This window comes from Scytonema sp. HK-05, assembly GCF_963872035.1.
In the GTDB taxonomy this organism is placed as follows: Bacteria; Cyanobacteriota; Cyanobacteriia; order Cyanobacteriales; family Nostocaceae; genus Kalymmatonema.
Map to the genome: position 1 here is coordinate 1 of NZ_CAWMYC010000134.1, position 19,031 is coordinate 19,031.

At 42.5% G+C, this 19,031-nt stretch carries 13 protein-coding genes and 1 pseudogene; 5 read left to right on the forward strand and 9 right to left on the reverse strand.

What is annotated here, in order from left to right; all coding sequences use genetic code 11:
- Nucleotides 1-329: 329 nt before the first annotated feature.
- The 5 genes and pseudogenes from AACT52_RS29905 to pstS all read right to left on the reverse strand — a co-directional run.
- Nucleotides 330-2,753: pseudogene (locus tag AACT52_RS29905) on the reverse strand (esterase-like activity of phytase family protein); the annotation flags it as partial.
- Nucleotides 2,754-3,459: 706 nt separating this feature from the next.
- Nucleotides 3,460-4,239 carry a phosphate ABC transporter ATP-binding protein PstB gene (pstB, locus tag AACT52_RS29910; RefSeq protein WP_073634440.1) on the reverse strand — a complete coding sequence of 260 codons (780 nt, stop codon included), beginning with the start codon at nt 4,237-4,239 and terminating at the stop codon, nt 3,460-3,462.
- A 49-nt stretch (nt 4,240-4,288) separates the two neighbouring features.
- A complete protein-coding gene (pstA, locus tag AACT52_RS29915; RefSeq protein WP_073634441.1) occupies nt 4,289-5,167 on the reverse strand; it encodes a phosphate ABC transporter permease PstA in 879 nt (292 codons plus the stop codon).
- A gap of 239 nt (nt 5,168-5,406) precedes the next feature.
- Nucleotides 5,407-6,399 (reverse strand): phosphate ABC transporter permease subunit PstC, encoded by a 993-nt coding sequence (pstC, locus tag AACT52_RS29920; protein WP_073634442.1) that lies wholly within the window; start codon nt 6,397-6,399, stop codon nt 5,407-5,409.
- A gap of 86 nt (nt 6,400-6,485) precedes the next feature.
- Nucleotides 6,486-7,529: a phosphate ABC transporter substrate-binding protein PstS gene (pstS, locus tag AACT52_RS29925; RefSeq protein ID WP_073634443.1), complete on the reverse strand. Its 1,044-nt coding sequence runs from the start codon at nt 7,527-7,529 to the stop codon at nt 6,486-6,488.
- 557 nt (nt 7,530-8,086) lie between these two features.
- Between pstS and AACT52_RS29930 the strand changes: the two genes are divergently transcribed.
- Nucleotides 8,087-9,130 carry a hypothetical protein gene (locus AACT52_RS29930; RefSeq protein ID WP_143172916.1) on the forward strand — a complete coding sequence of 348 codons (1,044 nt, stop codon included), beginning with the start codon at nt 8,087-8,089 and terminating at the stop codon, nt 9,128-9,130.
- Nucleotides 9,131-9,395: 265 nt separating this feature from the next.
- Here AACT52_RS29930 and AACT52_RS29935 read toward each other — a convergent pair whose 3' ends face one another.
- Nucleotides 9,396-10,061, reverse strand: coding sequence for a MotA/TolQ/ExbB proton channel family protein (locus AACT52_RS29935; RefSeq protein WP_073634445.1), 666 nt, complete (start codon nt 10,059-10,061; stop codon nt 9,396-9,398).
- 223 nt (nt 10,062-10,284) lie between these two features.
- On the opposite strand from AACT52_RS29935, the gene AACT52_RS29940 reads away from it, so the two are divergent.
- The 3 genes from AACT52_RS29940 (at nt 10,285) to AACT52_RS29950 (ending at nt 13,914) form a co-directional block, all read left to right on the forward strand.
- Nucleotides 10,285-11,793: a UbiD family decarboxylase gene (locus AACT52_RS29940; RefSeq protein ID WP_073634446.1), complete on the forward strand. Its 1,509-nt coding sequence runs from the start codon at nt 10,285-10,287 to the stop codon at nt 11,791-11,793.
- A gap of 80 nt (nt 11,794-11,873) precedes the next feature.
- A complete protein-coding gene (locus AACT52_RS29945) occupies nt 11,874-12,659 on the forward strand; it encodes a DUF4058 family protein (protein WP_073634447.1) in 786 nt (261 codons plus the stop codon).
- A 181-nt stretch (nt 12,660-12,840) separates the two neighbouring features.
- A complete protein-coding gene (locus AACT52_RS29950) occupies nt 12,841-13,914 on the forward strand; it encodes a ParA family protein (protein ID WP_198941020.1) in 1,074 nt (357 codons plus the stop codon).
- 183 nt (nt 13,915-14,097) lie between these two features.
- Here AACT52_RS29950 and AACT52_RS29955 read toward each other — a convergent pair whose 3' ends face one another.
- Nucleotides 14,098-14,553, reverse strand: a complete 456-nt coding sequence (locus AACT52_RS29955) for an endonuclease domain-containing protein (RefSeq protein ID WP_083630618.1) — start codon at nt 14,551-14,553, stop codon at nt 14,098-14,100.
- A 278-nt stretch (nt 14,554-14,831) separates the two neighbouring features.
- Here AACT52_RS29955 and AACT52_RS29960 point away from each other — a divergent pair, with 278 nt between their 5' ends.
- Nucleotides 14,832-16,457 (forward strand): tetratricopeptide repeat protein, encoded by a 1,626-nt coding sequence (locus AACT52_RS29960; RefSeq protein WP_073634448.1) that lies wholly within the window; start codon nt 14,832-14,834, stop codon nt 16,455-16,457.
- 141 nt (nt 16,458-16,598) lie between these two features.
- On the opposite strand, the gene AACT52_RS29965 is transcribed toward AACT52_RS29960, so the two are convergent.
- Both AACT52_RS29965 and AACT52_RS29970 read right to left on the reverse strand, forming a co-directional pair.
- Nucleotides 16,599-17,672, reverse strand: a complete 1,074-nt coding sequence (locus AACT52_RS29965; protein WP_073634449.1) for a WD40 repeat domain-containing protein — start codon at nt 17,670-17,672, stop codon at nt 16,599-16,601.
- Between the two features lie 188 nt (nt 17,673-17,860).
- On the reverse strand, nt 17,861-18,844 hold the full coding sequence (locus tag AACT52_RS29970; RefSeq protein ID WP_073634450.1) for a CobW family GTP-binding protein: 984 nt from the start codon (nt 18,842-18,844) through the stop codon (nt 17,861-17,863).
- Nucleotides 18,845-19,031 lie beyond the last annotated feature (187 nt).

A 19,031-nucleotide genomic window follows, 5' to 3' on the forward strand; every position in this document is an offset into this window, starting at 1 on the left:
TTGTCTTGGTTCGGCGTGTGTTTTCTTTCTTCACACTTAATCTAGTCTAGCCACCGCTTTTTTTTTTGTCAAGGGGTTTTTCAAACTTTTTTCTTGCCCTTGATTTTTAATGGCTATGAGTCGCTTTGCGGCAACTGTCCTATCATAACTCAAAATCTTCTACTCAGCTTTTTGCTTCCCCTGTTTTGTTTTCAAAGCTTCGGTCTGCCAAAGTCTTCTTGACTTCACTACTTGGCTCACTATAAAAAATTCCCCTGTATTTGCTGCATTAGGGGGGTAAAGGCGAACTGAACTAAAAAAATTAAGACATTTCCCAGTTATGACTTTAACTAGACAGTACTCAACGTGGTTGGCTGTGCCCACTCCTGCGTCAGAGTAACATTGCTAGCTGTGAGTGGAGTGCTGGCAGAAAGACCACTATCGGGACTGATTTGGTCAATCGAGGTGAAGCCAAGGGAAACCTGGATGTCAACGACACCAGAGAGGCTTGGCTCGTTTTGTGTACCACCGCCTTTAGTGGCAAAGGTAAGTCCGGCAAGACCGACACGCGGATCAACGTTGAGAGATTTTTCTAACCCCAAAAGGATGATTTCGTCATTATCGATCGCAGGAGGACGACCTACAGAAAATGGATAGTTGTTGTCATTGGCAACTAAAATGGTCTTTTCATCAATCACGAGCACATTTTCAATGGTTTGGAAGGGGAAGGTGAACTTTGTGCTGCCATCTTGATTCAAATCATTTGGGTCTTGAATATTGAGTAGATCCGCGACTTCTTCTTTTGCTACATATCCATTGGCATCTTTCTCAGAGAAGTCAACCTTATATATTTTCTTGAATTTGGCGGCGTCTGCCTGTCCGTTATCGCGCTCAATCACCAAATATTCATTGTCGTTGACAACGGTAAAGTCACCAATCGCATGGCTGGTGTCTTCTAGACGGTAGTACCCAACTAGTCCGTCATACTGTTTGCTAGCAACATCAAACTCATAAATTCGCAGGGCATTGCTGGGATCGCCGAGAACTGTTCCTTCTAGCAGGGGATATAGTTTGGTTTTGTCAGGACTAATTGCCAAGCCTTCAAAGCCTTTGGAACCGCCGAGGTTAGAGGGGGCAAGGGCTGCAAGCACATCAGGGTTGTCGGGCGATCGCACAAATTCGCCAGTAATTTGATCGCGGACTTTGTCTCCGGTACCAGGGAAGTCGGTGAAGTAGCCATCCACTCCTAACTTGATAAACTGCTGGAACTCCAGTTCTGGGTTTCCGTTGTAATCTGCTGCCAAGTATTGACTTTCATTACGGAAAGTGTAGGGATGTACCAGCAAACTTGCTGCATGGGCATCTTGTACCAAAGTTGTGGGAGGTAGAGTGGTTTTGTCAGCGTCGTTGACGGCACCATCTCCATTGACATCATCCGCTTTGCCATCGCCATCGGCATCAACACCCTTAACAGAGACAATCATCCGCTTCCAAGGACCAATACCATCGGCGTATGTCGCAATTTCCTGCAAACCCTCAGGAGTCCGCAGGTCCCCATAGGTACGGGGATCACCACTCACGACAAAATCGTAGGGCTGCTTTTCAATCAGCGTACCGTCAAGGTTAACATCAGTTGCATCCAGTAATTGGATCAGCGGTACATCTATTTTCTGGTTGAGTTCTTTAAGATTCCCAACTTCAAAAGACTGGATGAACACCCGGCTTGGATCAGTAAAATCGTTTTTCTCGAGAGTTTCAACCAGTGGTTCTTCCAAGGACAAGCCCACAGAATCGTGGTAAGTGGGGTGCTTGGTTTCGGGGTAGATACCAATTTTGCGACCTGTTTCGGCTTCTACCTGCTTGACCAAATCGATGATTTCTTGAAAGGTAGGAATTTCAAACTTGCCATTATATGACTGATCCCGGAAAGAAAGACGTTCTTTGGCTCGCAAAGTCTTAATTTCTTCCAAGGTAAAGTCGTCCGCAAACCATCCTTTTTCAGTGACACCGTCAATGGTTTTGGTCGTATAGCGATCGCCAAACTCTGGACGACTTGCTACATCGGTGGTTTCTGTTATATTTACTTCATGGCGAGCGATTAACACTCCATCTTTGGTGGAAACTAGGTCTGGCTCAATAAAGTCAGCTCCTCGCTGGATTGCCAATTTGTATGACTCTAGGGTATGTTCTGGACGCTCACCACTGGCACCTCGGTGACCAATCACAATGGGGGGTTGACCATTGAGAGTGTTCAGATTGTAGTAGTTGGGCGTGGGAATCGGAGCCTCTAATAATTTACCTGTTGTATCAAAGTGCAATAGGTAAGGACCAAATTCATCGCCAATCCAGATAGTATCATCGCCAGGTAAGACAAAGGATTCTGTGTCGAAATCTGCACCAGTTAGCAGACGGTCTGTGGTACCTTCGTTGACGATTTTGAAGGGGACTTGATTATTGGGATCAGAAAGCTGGATGAAATTCGATACCTGAACGCTACCGTCACCTCCGTGCGTACCACGAAAGCTAGGGTTAAGGCGATAAATCCGCAGTTGGAAATCAGCACTGTTGTTCTTTGCGCCGAAACCGTTGTCAGGCAGAAACCAGAAAGTGTTTGGATCAGCAAACTGCACGGCACTAAAGCCTTGAACAGGCTGATTTGGAAACGGTGTTGCCCTTCCATTTGTAGTGCCTGTGATAAAGTTTCCAGAGGGAGGACCCTCAGCAAATGTATCTGCGTTTAAAACTGCAAATCCCTTGAGTGTTACGTTTGCCATAGTTTTTCCCTTGTTTGTCGCAACCTAATTTCTTAAGCGGTAACTAACTATCTGCCTAGCATTGAGGAGAAGTTTTTTTTGCAGCACAAATATCGAGATTGAATCTCTTTTTTATGACAGATGCGGTGGAAAAGAAACTGTAAACATCTGTCAATCTTGAAATGTACTGAAGTTATGATATTTACTTCTCTACATTCCCATCGAACCTCTCATACGTAGGTTAAGAATAAGAAATGCTTTGATTAAAAATATTTTTTTCTGAAGTAGCAGCAATCCAATTAAAGCTAGTATCACTATGAAGTCACTGAAAAATTCACTCATAGCGGTTCTAATATTGCGTACAGCATGGCTAAGGACACAGCAATGCTGTGTCCCTACAATTGTGACGCCAGTTTAAACTCTTGAGGAGACCTCCAAGGGCGTACTACCTCCTGTATTGCACTTAATTAAAAAAGCTTATAATTTCATATTATTTGTAAAAGTGAAACATTAATTAAAGTTGAAGATTATCAATAAGGCACTTATTTGAGAGTAAGAAGCTAGCTTATCAAGCGGGAACACAAATGATACTTGAATGATCAGCTTGTGAACTTTTCTTGAAGGTATACTTCATAAAAATACTGTGATAACCTGAGTCAGGTTAGAGCATCTCTTTTTCTAGCCTTTTAGACACAAGCTAGCGATTTTTTTTAGATGGTTAAACTCTTTATCCAAAACGTCCGGAAGTGTAGTCGCGGGTACGAGGATCTAGGGCGTTGCTGAAGATTTGAGTTGTTGATCCAAATTCAACCATTTGACCAATCCGACTTTCGTCGGTGCTGAAGAAAGCGGTGAAATCAGAAACCCGAGCTGCTTGCTGCATATTATGAGTAACAATTGCAATTGTCAGTTCGTCGCGTAAACTGTAGATAAGTTCCTCTATTTTCATTGTTGCAATGGGGTCAAGAGCCGAACAAGGCTCATCCATTAATAAAACTTTTGGTTTAACTGCCAAAGCACGGGCAATGCACAGTCTTTGTTGTTGACCCCCAGAAAGCCCCAAAGCAGATTTCTGTAGTTTATCTTTTACTTCATTCCAGATAGCAGCACCTTTGAGAGCCGATTCGACAATTGCATCTAACTCTGCTCTCGGACGCCATCCAGCTATTTTTATACCGTAGACGATATTATCGTAAATACTCATGGGAAAAAGATTCGGCTTTTGGAACACCATACCTATCTGGCGGCGTAGCCGATTTAAGTTCACACGAGAGTTGTAAATATTCTGACCATAAAATTCTACGCTGCCATCTACTTTTACTGGTCCTTCTAATTCGCTAATACGATTAAGGCATTTAATAAAAGTTGATTTTCCACAACCACTAGGACCAATAATTGCGGTAACTTGGTTCTGGTAGATGTCCATTGACACGCCTTCCAACGCTTTGGAAGTGCCATAGTAGAAGCGGAGATTCTTGACTTGGATGGCTGGGTTTAACTTACTCATACTGTGCTAGGTACTACAACAAAAACTCACACCGTTGCTGATGTTGTGATTATACGTTTCTCTTTCTAGTGAAGACACGAGAGAGAATACTGATTAACATAATGATCCCAACTAAGACCAGAGAAGCTGTCCAGACTAATGCTGTTTTTTCTGGTGAGGGATCGTTATATAAGTTAAAAACTAATACTGATAGCGAAGCTGTTGGACTGATTAAGTCGCTTGACCAATCTAGACTAAACAAAGCAGTAAAAATCAATGGTGCTGTTTCACCAGCAGCACGCGCTACGGCTAACAAAACTCCTGTGGTAATTGCAGGAAGTGCTGCGGTAACAACGACGCGAAAAATGGTCTGGAAGCGAGTTCCTCCCAAAGCGGCAGATCCAAGACGTACAGAGGTGGGAACAAGTTTTAAGGCTTCTTCTGTTGTCAGTACGACAACAGGAAGCATGAGAACTGCTAATGCAAAACCACCTGCGATCGCACTAAATTGCTTAGTGATTGATACAATCACAGCATATGCAAAAATACCTACTACAATCGAAGGAACTCCAGTGAGGATAGAGGCGACAAAGCGAACAGCACGACCAATTCGATTTCCTCTACCAATTTCTGATAGAAATATGCCTGTCATGAGTCCAGTGGGAACACTCAATAGCACAGCAATTGCTACCATTTCTAAGGTACCAAGAATTGCATTGCCAAATCCATCATAGAGGACTGATGTTACAAACATTGACGGCTTGAGGCTTGTTATACCTCGTCCGATGATTTCCCACAGTAATGACAGCAAAGGAATCAGAGCTAAAGCTGAGAGCAAGAATGCTATCACAGTCATTCCATTGTCAAATATCAGCCTGACAGACGGTAGAGGACTATATATTTCTGCTGCCACAGATTTATCTATTTCAGATTCTCGATTACTGGTCATATCGCTTACGCCTTTACATATTCAAATGAGTTGGCAACTTTGGCGTCTCTCTTTGGAAATATCCCTAAGAGGAGATTGTTGTCAATGATTTGCGCTACAAGTATGTGTCCTTAGCGTGTTTACAGTTATGGCGGTTTTCATTTGAGCCGAATACACATCCCGATTTTTGGATGTAATATTTTCTACATAACTGTAGAAAATAAAGTGTATGAATCCTTATTAGGGATTGAAATAGCTTCTTATCTACTCTTACGACCAACAAACTGTACTATCACCACAGCACAAATATTGACAACTAAAGTCACAACAAACAAAATCAAACCCAAATATGTCAGAGCACCAATGTGCAATGGATCTTGAGCTTCAGCAAATTCATTGGCTAGTACAGAGGGAATTGTGTAACCTGGGTCGAGTAGTGAAGCACTAATCTGAGCCGAGTTACCAATCACCATAGTGACAGCCATTGTTTCTCCCAAAGCTCTTCCCAAGGCAAGCATAGCTGCACCGACAATTCCAGAAAATGCAGCAGGTAGTATGACCCGAAAAATGGTTTCCCAACGGGTAGAACCCAAAGCCATTGAGCCGCTTCGCAACTCCTTAGGAACGACTAACAAAACTTCACGACTAATTGCTGCCATCGTAGGCAGAATCATAATCGCAAGAATTATGCCAGCAGTCAACATATTGAATCCAGCCGGACCTGGTGTACTAAACAGAGGTATCCAAGAAAAGGTGCTGGATAGCAAAGTTTGTAGGGGTACCAGCGCCGGAATAAAGATATAAACACCCCACAAACCGATAATGACGCTAGGAATAGCGGCGATCAGCTCGACAACAAAAGCTATGGTCGTTCGTGCTGAAGGAGCGATAAAATTTTCACTGGTAATTAAAGCGACCGCTATCCCTACTGGTACAGCTAACAACATGGCGATCGCACTACTAACCAGAGTTCCGTAAATGTAAGGCAAAGCACCAAAAACCAGATTCCCTGTATTCCATTCTTGACCCCATAAGAAGCCGAGTCCAAACTTTTGAATAGCTGGTAAAGCTTGTTGGAAAACGACCAAACTCATCCACAACAGGACAGCAACCGTCACGCCAGCAAGTACGTAAACTAGCCATGTAAATCCTTGGTCTATCCAAAAATTTTTCCCACTGGTCGCTGTTATGTCTATACTCTCATCAATCAAATTAGGTTGATTGCTATTAGCTGGTTCAGAGGAATTAGCCATTACTCATCAGTAAATTAAACTATTTTCATGACATTAGGGTGGACTGCTTGGCCACCCTGGTAGAGCAAAAAGTGTCAGATGATAAATTATTTGATAGCGCTGTTAACCGTTTGTATTACCTTTTGAGCTACAGGAGCTGGAATGCGAGTGTAGTTGAGGTCGTCATTAATCTGTTGACCATCGGTTAACACCCAATTCACAAAGTTCTTCACAGCAGTTCCTTTGGCAGCATTAGGATAACTCTTGTAGACCAATAGCCAGGTCAGACCAACGATAGGATAACCTTGTGTTGGATCGCCAACAAAAACGCGGTAATTTTCTGGGAAGCTTACATTTGACAATGCTTCATTTGCAGCTTGTAAAGAAGGAGCTACAAATTGTCCTTGCTTGTTCTGCACCTGTGCTGAACTTAATTTGTTCGTCTGGGCATATTGATATTCAACATAACCAATAGCACCAGGAGTGCGAGTTACTAAATTAGCAACGCCTGGGTTTCCTTTCCCCTTAAGCGCATTTGGAATAGTCCAGTTCGGAGTGGTGCTGGCACCAATTCTGCCCTTGAAATAAGGACTAATGCTAGTTAAGTGGTTGGAGAAAATAAAACTTGTACCGCTACTATCAGCGCGAACAACAACCTTAATCGGCTGATTTGGTAAATTGACACCAGGATTATCAGCTTTAATTTGAGCGTCGTTCCAGTTAGTAATTTGACCAGAGAAAATACCTGGGAGTGTCTTGCGAGACAATTTCAGTTCTTTTACACCAGGAATATTATAAACAACAGAAACAGCACCACCTGCAGTCGGTACTAGGATGACACCATTCTTGACTTTGGCGATTTCCTCATCTTTCATTGCAGCATCACTAGCACCAAAGTCAACAGTTCCGCTAATGACTTGACGGATACCAGCACCACTACCAACGGCTTGATAGTTCACTCCTAGCTCTGGATGCTTCTTTTTTACTTCACGAGCATAACGTTCGTAGAGCGGAGCCGGAAAGGTTGCTCCTGCACCATTGATAGTTTGTGCTTGTTGGGAATTTGCTGTAAAAATCGGTCCAAAAGCAACAACAGCCGTGAGCGCTGAAGCACTAACTACACGATTCAAAACGGTAGTTGAAAATTTCATATGCCTCGTTAATTAACGAAAAAAATTTTGTTGAACGACAATACGCAAATACCCTACTATGACGCTAGTTAATAAAAGATTAAGGGATGATAAATTAAAAATTAAATATTTTTTAAATGTCCTCAATATTTTGGAAAAGTAAATTTCAAATATTTATTATGTAGACTCAATATTAAAAAGTAAAGGCTATTTTTTTTCCTAGGTATTATATTTAATTCCTAAGAAAATTATAAAACCTCTTAAGAGTAAATATTTTTATATTGCATAAAATAAGATATAATTTTATACTTTAAAAATAATGAATTGATGGTATAGGACTCCTCCGCAGATTTTTGAACGACACGCTTCTGTGGGCAGTGCGAACGCAAAACCCGGATGTAGTCGGGAAAATACGGTAAGCACTGCCCACCCTACAATACTTAAGATTTTTCATAAATCCTGCGCGGATTGCTATATTTTAGATTTTGTTTGAATGAGTTTGAAGGCTAATTGAGCAATTCAAAGAGCGCAAAACCCTTATGCTCCAATCATTTTCTCCTAAAACTTTACTTCTAGGCTTGCAGCAAATATCTCCATATATGCTGCTACTTTCATTAATATTACATGGCATATTACTTGCAATACCAATATCTTCATTGTTTCCTGGAAAGACACAACTGTTTATAACAGCAAAAAATGAAGAAACAGCAAAAAATGAAGAAACGGCAAAAAATGAAAAAGACTTAAATGTGTTTCCAGTAACAACAGGTACTGAACTTTTCAGCGCAGATAAAACGCTTGTAGCTCCTAAACCACCTGTGGATACTTCTGTGGTAACAGAACCTGACCCTCTGATTGAGGAAGTCTCACCACCGCTTGCTACCCCCGAATTTATGGAAACATGGGAACGCAGTCAAGAGAATGCGCTTCCGGAGGGATACATGGAAGAGGACACCGAGAATAGAGAAGAACTCACTGCATCGCTTCCTTTACTCTCCCCGTCTTCGGTACCCTCGCCTGTCATAGCTAATTCTCAGGAGCAGACAACTAAGAATAAGAAACAATTGCCTACTTCCACAACTAAGCGAAAACCTTATTTAAAACAAAAGAAGAAATCTCTTGCTCGCCCTTCTAAAGATTCTACTGCTTCTGGTGTTGTTTCTGACTTTTCTACAAACACGAGTACTCAAAAAGTTTACGTTGATTCGTTACCAGGATATATAGATAAACCTGATCTGCAAACATCCGAGATGCTACCCCAGATTTCCGACAAAGAAGCATTTGATACTACCTTTATCAGTCTTGGAAGAGAAATTATCTTGACAGCAGATTTAAATTTTGCAGAACCAGATAAATTTTCTCTTTCAAAACCTGGAGTAGAGAATATCTTTGGTACCGCTATAGACAAAACTCCTGATGAATTAGCCTTGCTTATCAAGACAAAACTGGAGGCGCAAGGTTTTCAAGTATCTCAAATAAATACTTACGGCGGAGGACCACTTTATGAAGTTAAAAAGAGTACTTTCACCGAATACATTTCTTTTGCGCCTACCACAGATGGAACAGGAGCAATTATTGTTACTTGGAGAACTGCTCCTGTTTCAGTCAGTTATCAGTTGTGAGTTGTGAATTAGTCATTAGATTTCTTGCATTCATTCCAAAAAAAAGAATAATTAACCACAGATGGACACAGATGGACACAGATGGACACAGATAGAACTCACATTCTGCAATCTTGTCTATTAGATTTCTTGAAAAAGTATGATTAATGGATATTTAGAACTAGTGATATTAGGTATTTTACCCTGGGGGAACGCAAGAGCGGCGAACGGGCGGGAAGGGAGTAGTTATGTTTTGTTCACTCATCACTAAATAACTGTTCACTGTTTACTGGTCATTATTAGTCTGGGTGCTTGGTTGGGTAGAAGGTTGATGCCAACATTGCAAGTAAATGAGTTCCAATTCGTTACCAACTTGAGAAAAAAAGCTCATTTGCTGTGATTGCAAACATAAAAAAATTCTGAAGAATACAAAGGCAAAAATTGCTACAGCTATCCCAGTTATAGAGGTAATCAGCGCCTCAATGATACCAGAGGTTACTGTAGAGAAATCAGTAATGCCCACAGAGTTAGTTTTGAGATGAGTGAAAACAGTGAACAGACCATTTGCCGTACCTAGGATACCCAGCAAAGGGGCGATCGCCACTACACTTTCCAGTAGCATATCACCTTTACGCATTGCTATGCATTCTTTATCACAAGCGGCTTTGATTGCCAAATGAAACGTTTCGGGAGTGGGATTTTTTAGCCTCAGAGGTTCCACTAAAAAGCGACTAATGGCTAAAGTTTGGCTAGTTTCTGCAATTTTTTCGGCTTTCTCTAAGTCTACCTTTGCCGCGGCAAAAATTTCACGCACTACTTGTTTTTCTCGAATCACTAGCATCAACCAGAACCAACTGCGTTCCAAGATACATGCTAAAGTTACTACGGATAAACCCAACAGAGGCCACATGACAAGACCGCCTGCTAGAAAAGTATCATATATTCTAGTCATATTGAATCAGGTAAGCCCTTACTGGTAAAAATAAATGCATACTCCGGTGAGAATAGCAGAATTATTTTTATTATTAGTTAAAGAAAATGAATTCCCAAGTTAATTGGCAGTTAAAGCGAGTGGGGGACTAGAGGAAAAACATATCATAACGAGTGACTCATGACTCATGACTAATAATATAAGAAAGCGCTTCACACTTCTTAAATATTAATTTATTGGAACAATGGCAAGAGATTTGCGGGGATTCATCAAAATTCTGGAAGAAAAGGGACAATTACGGCGGATTGCAGCGCCAGTTGACCCAGATTTAGAAATTGCTGAGATTGCCAACCGGATGCTGCAAAAAGGTGGTCCTGGACTCCTATTTGAAAATGTCAAAGGTGCATCCTTCCCGGTGGCGGTGAACTTGCTGGGAACAGTGGAACGGATATGCTGGGCGATGAATATGCAGCATCCCCAGGAGTTAGAGGAATTGGGCAAAAAGTTAGCAATGCTGCAACAACCAAAACCACCTAAGAAGATTTCTCAGGCGGTAGAGTTTGGTAAGGTGCTGTTTGATGTCCTGAAGGCAAAACCAGGACGCGACTTTTTCCCCGCTTGTCAGCAGGTGGTTGTTGAAGGTGATAAGTTGGATTTAAATAAGTTACCTTTGATACGTCCTTACGTGGGTGATGCAGGCAAGATTATCACGCTTGGGCTAGTGATAACCAAGGATTGTGAAACGGGAACCCCAAATGTGGGGGTGTATCGCTTGCAACTGCAATCTGAGAATACGATGACCGTTCACTGGCTATCCGTGCGGGGTGGCGCAAGACATTTACGCAAGGCAGCAGAACGTGGGAAAAAATTAGAAGTGGCGATCGCCCTTGGTGTAGATCCTCTGATTATCATGGCGGCTGCAACGCCAATCCCTGTAGACTTGTCAGAATGGCTGTTCGCTGGGCTTTACGGCGGTTCTGGTGTGCAGTTAGCAAAGTGTAAAACGGTAGATTTGCAAGTTCCAGCGGATTCGGAATTCGTCCTGGAAGGGACAATTACACCAGGAGAAGTATTGCCAGATGGTCCGTTTGGTGATCACATGGGTTATTACGGCGGCGTGGAAGATTCGCCCCTGATTCGCTTCCATTGCATGACGCATCGCAAAGACCCGATTTATTTAACCACATTTAGCGGGCGTCCACCGAAAGAAGAAGCAATGATGGCGATCGCCCTCAATCGCATCTACACCCCCATTTTGCGGCAACAAGTCTCAGAAATTGTGGATTTCTTCTTGCCGATGGAAGCGCTATCGTACAAAGCAGCGATTATATCTATAGATAAAGCATATCCCGGACAAGCGCGACGGGCAGCTCTTGCTTTTTGGAGTGCTTTACCACAGTTTACTTACACCAAGTTTGTGATTGTGGTGGATAAAGACATCAATATTAGAGATCCGCGTCAAGTGGTGTGGGCGATTAGTTCTAAAGTTGATCCGACGCGAGATGTGTTTATTTTGCCGAATACGCCATTTGACAGTTTGGATTTTGCCAGCGAGAAGATTGGTTTGGGTGGAAGAATGGGAATTGATGCAACAACAAAGATTCCGCCGGAAACTGAACATGAGTGGGGTGCGCCTTTGGAGTCAGATCCAGAGGTGGCGGCGATGGTTGAGAGGCGTTGGGCGGAGTATGGTTTGGGGGATTTGCAGTTGGGAGAAGTGGATGTGAATTTGTTTGGCTACGATGTGAGGTAGAACCCCACCCCCTAACCCCCTCCCCGCAAGCGAGGAGGGGGATAAGAGAAGATTCTCAAATTTGCTGTTGAGGTGTTTTTATGCCTTCGCCGTTTCCTGGAATGAATCCGTATTTAGAAAACCCTGCATTATGGCAGAAAGTTCATAAGCGATTGATAGTGGCAATTGCAGATTCTCTTTCTCCCCAAGTGCGTCCTAAATACATAGTGGACATTGAAGAACGGGTGTATCAAACAAGTGGAGAAGATTCTCTGTTAGTGGGTATTCCTGATGTTGCGGTACAACGTTCCCAAACTGCAACAAACCCAGAAACGGCGAATATTGCTGTTGCGACACCTCCAGTTACGCCCATGACAGTGACAATTCCTATGCCTGAAACTGTTAGGGAAAGTTATCTGGAAGTGCGAGAAGTGACGACGCGGGAAGTGGTGACAGTTATTGAGGTTCTCTCACCTAAGAATAAACGTGCAGGAGAAGGACGCAAGGCATATGAAAGAAAGCGTCAGCGGGTGCTAGGAAGTTTCACCAATTTAGTTGAAATCGACTTGCTGCGAGACGGCAAACCAATGCCGATTTTGCACAATGATATTCAAAGTGATTATCGGATTTTGGTCAGTCGCGGTGAAAACCGTCCCAAAGCTGATTTATATGCTTTTTATTTACAAAATGTGATTCCTTCTTTTCCGTTGCCTTTGCGTTCAGAAGATGTTGAACCATTAATTTATTTACAAACATTAATAAGTGAAATATATAATCGGGCTAGTTATGATTTAGTCATAGATTATAGCCGTGAACCAGTGCCACCACTATCAGAAGAGGATGCCGCATGGAATGATACTTGGTTGCGGCAGCAAGGACTTCGTTGAAAATCAAAATTATATCAATGCCTTCGCTATTTCGTGGAATGAAGCCTTTTTTAGAACATCCTGAATTATTTTCAGGATTTACGTAGATTATTAAATTTAGAACTGTTGGAGGCAAATCCAAATTTTGTTGCTACTATCAGAAGAACATTATCTTGCCCAAAAGCTTTAAATAACAAATATTATGGCATTAATTAATAGTTACGCTATTTGGAATAACAAAGGTGGAGTTGGCAAAAGTACTATCACTTTTCATATTGCCTCCAGGTACGCCGAAAAATTCCAAAATAAAAAAGTTTTAGTAATTGATATGTACCCACAAGGTAACTCATCCATGATGCTGTTGGGTGGTGGCCAAGTGGGTGAAAGAAAACTACTCGAATACTGCACAGTACAACCAATTCCAAAAACAGTAGTTGGATACTTAAGCGAAGTAATCTGTAGTGGTGCTCGTGCTCCGTTGCCACCACCAATGGACTTTGTTACTCAGATTGTTCAAGTTAACAGTAAAATGCCAGAAAACCTGTACTTGCTCTGTGGTGATGGCAACCTTGAACCAATGGTACCAGCAATAAATCAGGCTGCCGCAGCACCAGCACTGACTCCCAATTCAGATCCTTGGCTGTGGGTGCACACTATATTGCGTGAGTTCATCAATAAGATTTCTCAAGAAGATCGTCAAGCAGACTGGATGGTTTTCGTTGATACAAATCCAAGTTTCAGTATTTACACAGAAATTGCTATATCTTCAGTAAGCAGATTGATTGTTCCGGTAAATGCTGACGATTCATCAAGAGTTGCAACAAGAGCAATGTTTACACTCCTGCATGGCACAAATCCACCACATCCAATATATGGTAGTTGGACTTATGCAACACGTGGAGTTCAGGCTCATCTGGACGTACCCAAGATTCACATAGTTGTAGGGAACAGGCTAACCCAATATCAAGGTCCAGCACAAGCTTTTAGAGCGCTTTCTGATGCCACAGCAGATACTCTATATAATGCTTACAAAGCAAATCCTGAACGATTTACTCCACGGAATCAATCGATTAATTCCATAGAGGAATTTCGAGATACTTACTCTGTGCCGCTTCGTGACTTTAACACTGCAGGTGTTGTAGCTGCTCACTTAGGACAACCACTATCAAAAATGGTACAGGGACACCACAAGGTGTACAACCAAAATGTACTTGTTGTAAAGCAGCGTATTACTGATTGCGAAGACGCTCTTGATCAAATTATTCAGCGGCTCTGAAAAGGGGAGCACCTGTAGCTTATTGGTCGCGTTTGTATTGTTTTGTATTGTAATCTAAAAATCACATTGGCATTGATTGATAGCAGAAACGCGATCGCACTTCTTGCCAAACACTATTACAAGCCCACTCACCACATCATTAGCCCCCTCCTCGCTTGCGGGGAGGGGGTTGGGGGTGGGGTTCTACCTCTGCAACCAACCGGCAATCTCCTCCAACACCGCATCAATTGAATTCAAAACATCCTCATTCCTAAACCGCACCACCCGCAACCCCAGACTCTCCAAAAATTCTTGACGAATTGCATCTTCCTGCTGAGTGTACTGGTGAACACCGCCATCCACCTCCACAACTAATCGCGCTTCCCCGCAGTAAAAATCCACAATAAAGCGGTCAATTACGTGCTGACGGCGAAACTTAAACCCTAAAAGCTGCTTGTGTCTCAATTTCTGCCAAAGTTTCTCTTCTGCTGGGGTGGGTTCGCGCCGCATCTGTCGCGCAAGTGGTTTGAGTTTCTCCCAGAGTTCAGGCGGCGTTTGCCAAGCGTGTCCCGGAACCCCACCCCCTAACCCCCTCCCCGCAAGCGAGGAGGGGGGATTAGAGTGAGATGCAAAGTTGGGTGGGTTGTCTTGTTGAGTCATTTGGTGGATTGGTATCTGATTGATGTTAATTTATTGTTCCCAACTACCGGACTCCAACCACTAAACAACACCATCACCCTCAACAAAGAACGCTTGCACTTCCTCGCAAACACCATTGCACCCCCACTCACCACATCATTAGCCCCCTCCCTGCTTGCGGGGAGGGGGTTGGGGGTGGGGTTCTATGCGTGAGGATGTTAAATTCAGTACAACAAAGACAAGTTCTCGCGCTCTTTGCTATTTTAATACAATAAACAAAAAGATTCGCAGAACTATAAATGGACTGGATTACCCTACTGCGATCGCTACAATCTGATTTCATTAAAAGGTTAACATCTGGTTGTTTGCTGCATTGTGAAACAGAAGGACAATATAGCGAATTAACGGTGATCTCCGGAGAGAGGTTAAAGACACTACGAGAATTTTGCTGGCAGATGGCTGAGAAATATAAGCGCACTTCAGCAGTCCGTGATGTTTTTATCAGTAATTTGAAAGGAAAATTAGGTGAAGAAGTTGTCAAAGAACGTTTGGCTGCTTTTGTGACTGAAGTCGATTATGAAAAACGATTCGGCATTGGCGATGGTAAAGTTGATTTTACGCTGACTTTTGATCCATCTGTTGGTATTGCAGTAAAATCTCGCCACGGCAGTATCAATAAAGTCAGATGGACAATTAATGCAGAAGAAGTTCAAAAAAATGCAGTTGTAGCCTGCATTTTAATTCAAGAGGAAGTCAATGAAGCGCAACCTGAATATCACCTCTTCTTCGCTGGCTTTCTTCCTACCCAAATGATTAAACTGAAAACTGGGAAAATTTCGTTTGGGATAGAACAATTACTGTATGGCGGTGGCTTACGGTGCTATTTAGAACAGTTAGAATCCTTTACGGTTCTCAACTCTTATAACCAAAAACCTCAAATTGAAAACTATAAAACTAAGCAGGAACCTAGCTATCAGCAACTACCAAAGCAACAGGTTCTTAAAACTAACTTTTCTCCTGAGCAAAAGGACTATCTCCGTTTCCATAATGGAGATTTAAATCTGCTTTATGTAAAACAGGGTGATGAATCGTTTGAGAAAAAACAGTACAACGCTGCAATCAATCACTACAATCAAGCTTTAAAACTTAACTCTAAAGATGCTGATACTTATTATAAACGTGGTCTAGCTCATTATCACTTAGGCAGTTACGAGAAAGCAATTGCAGACTACACTCAGGTAATACAAATTAATCCTTATTACGGTAAAGTTTACACCAAACTTGGTTTGGCTCGTTATCAATTAGGAGATTACGAAGGAGCGATCGCAGATTACACTCAAGCGATCAGAATCAATCCCAATGATGCCGTTGCTTACAGAAACCGCGCTGATATTCGCTATCATGTAGGCGATTATCACGGAGCTATTGAGGATTATAATCAGGCTATCAAGATTAATCCAAATAGTTCTAATTTTGGAGATTCAAACAGAGCTATTGAGCTTTTTAGTCAGTCAATTGAAATGAGCCCTAATGATGCTCTTAGTTACAAAAAACGTGGTAATTCTCGTTTTGATTTAGGCGATTACAAGGGAGCGATTGAGGATTATACTCAGGTTCTTAAGATGAGCCCCAATGATGTTGATACTTATTATAACCGTGGTCATGCTCGTTATGACTTGGGAGATTATCAGGGCGCGATTGAGGACTATACTCAGGTTCTTAAGATGAATCCCAATGATGCAGATGCCTATTACAATCGTGGTTATGCTCGTTATAACTTAGGAGATAAGCAGGGGGTTATTGATGATTTTCAAAAAGCAGCAGAGTTTTATCGAAAAGAAGGTAAGGTAGAGAAACACAAAAATGTCAGGGAAAAAATTTTAGATTTAGAAATAGAAGAATCATTAGATATTTTAAACTTCTAAAAATAGAAATCCTCTTGATTCAACAATACCTTTGCATATCATGAAGGGTTGATATGATGTTCGCTTAATTGCCCATAAAAAACTTGTTTGTAGTAAAAACTTCAGTCCTCGGTGTATCGGGAAAGAGGACTAAAGTCCTCACTACGAACTTCCGCAACCCCGCGTCGTTTTTGACCAAAGGAACAATTCGCCATTTTCACCACCTGCGGCAAGTTGCTTACCTTGGGGATGCCAAGCGAGTCTTGAAAAGCCGGAGGATGCACCTGTGAGAATTTGGGAGACTTGCTTTGCTTCTTCCCATAAGCAAATCCAGCCATCAGCGCCAGCGGAAGCAAGAAGCAAGCTTTTAGGGGCAAAGGCGATCGCCCCAATCACATCAACATGATTCGTTAATATTGTTGCTTCCCAACCTGAAGAATCATCAGCCTGCTTCTCCCATACCACAATACCGTCCACACTGGAACAAGCAAGCAGAGGTGCGCCTTGTTGAGTCGTGAGTTGTGACCATGCAAGATCGCGAATTTTGCCAGGAAAACCTCGCATCACCCAAGGTTCGCTTTCGCCACCAGAGCATAATGAGTGTGATTCTACAACAGTAATGGTGCGATCCATATTACCAGAGGCAAGATATTTCCCGTCTGGTGACCAACCTATAGCTAAACTGACAGAAGGTATGTGCAGGATGTATGGATCATCATCCCAGTTTTGGCAATCCCATACCTTTACTCCCTGATATCCACCAATGGCAAGGTACTGTCCATCACAACGCCAATCAATACCTAGTACCGAAGAGTTATCAAAATTCAGGGTAACGACAACCTCGCGAGTATCGGCGTCCCACACTTGCACGTAACGCCCTAAACTGAAAGCGAGTAAATGACTGGTGGGACTCCACGCCAGCTTATCAACCCAAGCGGGGGCATTTTCTAAAGTGGCGATTAATTCACTTTCTCGCCAAATTTTCACTTTTCCATCCTGTCCACCAACGGCTAAAAATTGCCCATCTTGAGAAAAGGCAACGCAGTCTACTGATTCACCTTGTGGAGTCTGTAAACTTGCTAAGTCACCATTTTGCCACAGCACGACTTCACCAGCAGCAGAAGTTGCTGTTAGGGTTGTACCTTGTGGGGACCAGGCGATCGCAGTGACATAATCTGAAAGTGTCCCCGAATATTGCTCTTCAAATTCTTGAGTGTTGAGGGTTGAGGGGTTCATGGTTGTGTAGGGAAGATGAGGGGGATGAGGGGGATGAGGGGGATGAGGAAGTAGATGAACAATAGACTTCTTGCATTCATTCCAAAAAAAAGAATAATTAACCACAGATGGACACAGATGGACACAAATGGAATCAAACAGATGCAATCTTGTCTAATGACTACTCTCCCTCATCTTCCCCATTTCAGTTAAGCCAAGCAAGCGAGAAAATCTTGTCTAAGTTGGGCTTCATCCAAATTACGACCGATGAAAACCAGTTCGTTTTTGCGGGTTTCGCCATCTTTCCAGGGGCGTTCTGGTTTACCTTCAAACAACATATGTACCCCTTGGAACACAAAGCGGTTATCTTCCCCAGCAATACTCAAAATACCCTTCATGCGGAAGATATCTGGTCCTTGGGTTTGCAGTAAGTGTCCCAACCAATCGTTTAACTTATCGCCATCGAGTGCGCCTTCTGCTACCAAAGCCACAGAATACACCGTTTCATCATGTTGGTGAGCATCTTCTCCCAAAAATTCTGGGTCAATTTCCAAGGCGCGGTTAAGGTCAAAGGCTTTGACACCCAACAGGGCATCCATTGATACCTCAGAATTGCGGGTGCGGTAAATTTTAGCCATTGCATTCATCCCCCGAATCCGCTTTTCTAACTCATCAAGCTGTTCTGCTGGGACTAAATCGGTTTTATTCAGGAGAATCACATCGGCAAAGGCAATCTGTTCTTGCGCTTCATCTGCGTCCCAGTGCTGCCATATATGCTTAGCATCCACCACCGTCACTACAGCATCTAACTCTAGCTTTTCCCGCATATCTTCATCGACAAAGAATGTCTGAATCACTGGCGCGGGGTCAGCTAGACCAGTAGTTTCTATAACCAAATGGTCAAATTTATTACGCCGCTTCATCAAATTACCGATGATGCGAATCAAGTCGCCGCGCACAGTACAACAGATGCAGCCGTTGTTCATCTCGAAGATTTCTTCATCGGTATCGATCACTAATTGATTATCGATACCCACTTCTCCAAACTCATTCACAATCACAGCGACTTTCTTGCCATGTTCATAAGTCAGGATGTGATTGAGAAGTGTCGTTTTGCCTGCTCCCAAGTAACCTGTTAAAACAGTAACGGGAACTGAATCTGTTATTGTGTCAGCTATTACGTCAGCTACCATGCCCTAGCCTCTTGTTTATGATTATCATTATCACTTAGCTTTTAAAGCTTCTTATATTTTAATGATGATTTCTAGTTTATGAGATTTTAGGCAAAAAATGACATAACTCAAGTTAACAGGGAGAATATGAACTGTATGGACTCTGGGGGGAACAGTTTATACACTAAAAGCATCAATCAAAAAGACC

Bases quoted from the DNA above. Each gene is read 5' to 3' on its own strand.
- AACT52_RS29960 (WP_073634448.1), top strand. From the start codon at position 14,832: ATGGACTGGATTACCCTACTGCGATCGCTACAATCTGATTTCATTAAA.
- AACT52_RS29950 (WP_198941020.1), top strand. From the start codon at position 12,841: ATGGCATTAATTAATAGTTACGCTATTTGGAATAACAAAGGTGGAGTT.
- pstS (WP_073634443.1), bottom strand. From the start codon at position 7,529: ATGAAATTTTCAACTACCGTTTTGAATCGTGTAGTTAGTGCTTCAGCG.
- AACT52_RS29965 (WP_073634449.1), bottom strand. From the start codon at position 17,672: ATGAACCCCTCAACCCTCAACACTCAAGAATTTGAAGAGCAATATTCG.
- pstA (WP_073634441.1), bottom strand. From the start codon at position 5,167: ATGACCAGTAATCGAGAATCTGAAATAGATAAATCTGTGGCAGCAGAA.
- AACT52_RS29970 (WP_073634450.1), bottom strand. From the start codon at position 18,844: ATGGTAGCTGACGTAATAGCTGACACAATAACAGATTCAGTTCCCGTT.
- pstC (WP_073634442.1), bottom strand. From the start codon at position 6,399: ATGGCTAATTCCTCTGAACCAGCTAATAGCAATCAACCTAATTTGATT.
- AACT52_RS29940 (WP_073634446.1), top strand. From the start codon at position 10,285: ATGGCAAGAGATTTGCGGGGATTCATCAAAATTCTGGAAGAAAAGGGA.
- AACT52_RS29945 (WP_073634447.1), top strand. From the start codon at position 11,874: ATGCCTTCGCCGTTTCCTGGAATGAATCCGTATTTAGAAAACCCTGCA.
- AACT52_RS29955 (WP_083630618.1), bottom strand. From the start codon at position 14,553: ATGACTCAACAAGACAACCCACCCAACTTTGCATCTCACTCTAATCCC.
- AACT52_RS29935 (WP_073634445.1), bottom strand. From the start codon at position 10,061: ATGACTAGAATATATGATACTTTTCTAGCAGGCGGTCTTGTCATGTGG.
- pstB (WP_073634440.1), bottom strand. From the start codon at position 4,239: ATGAGTAAGTTAAACCCAGCCATCCAAGTCAAGAATCTCCGCTTCTAC.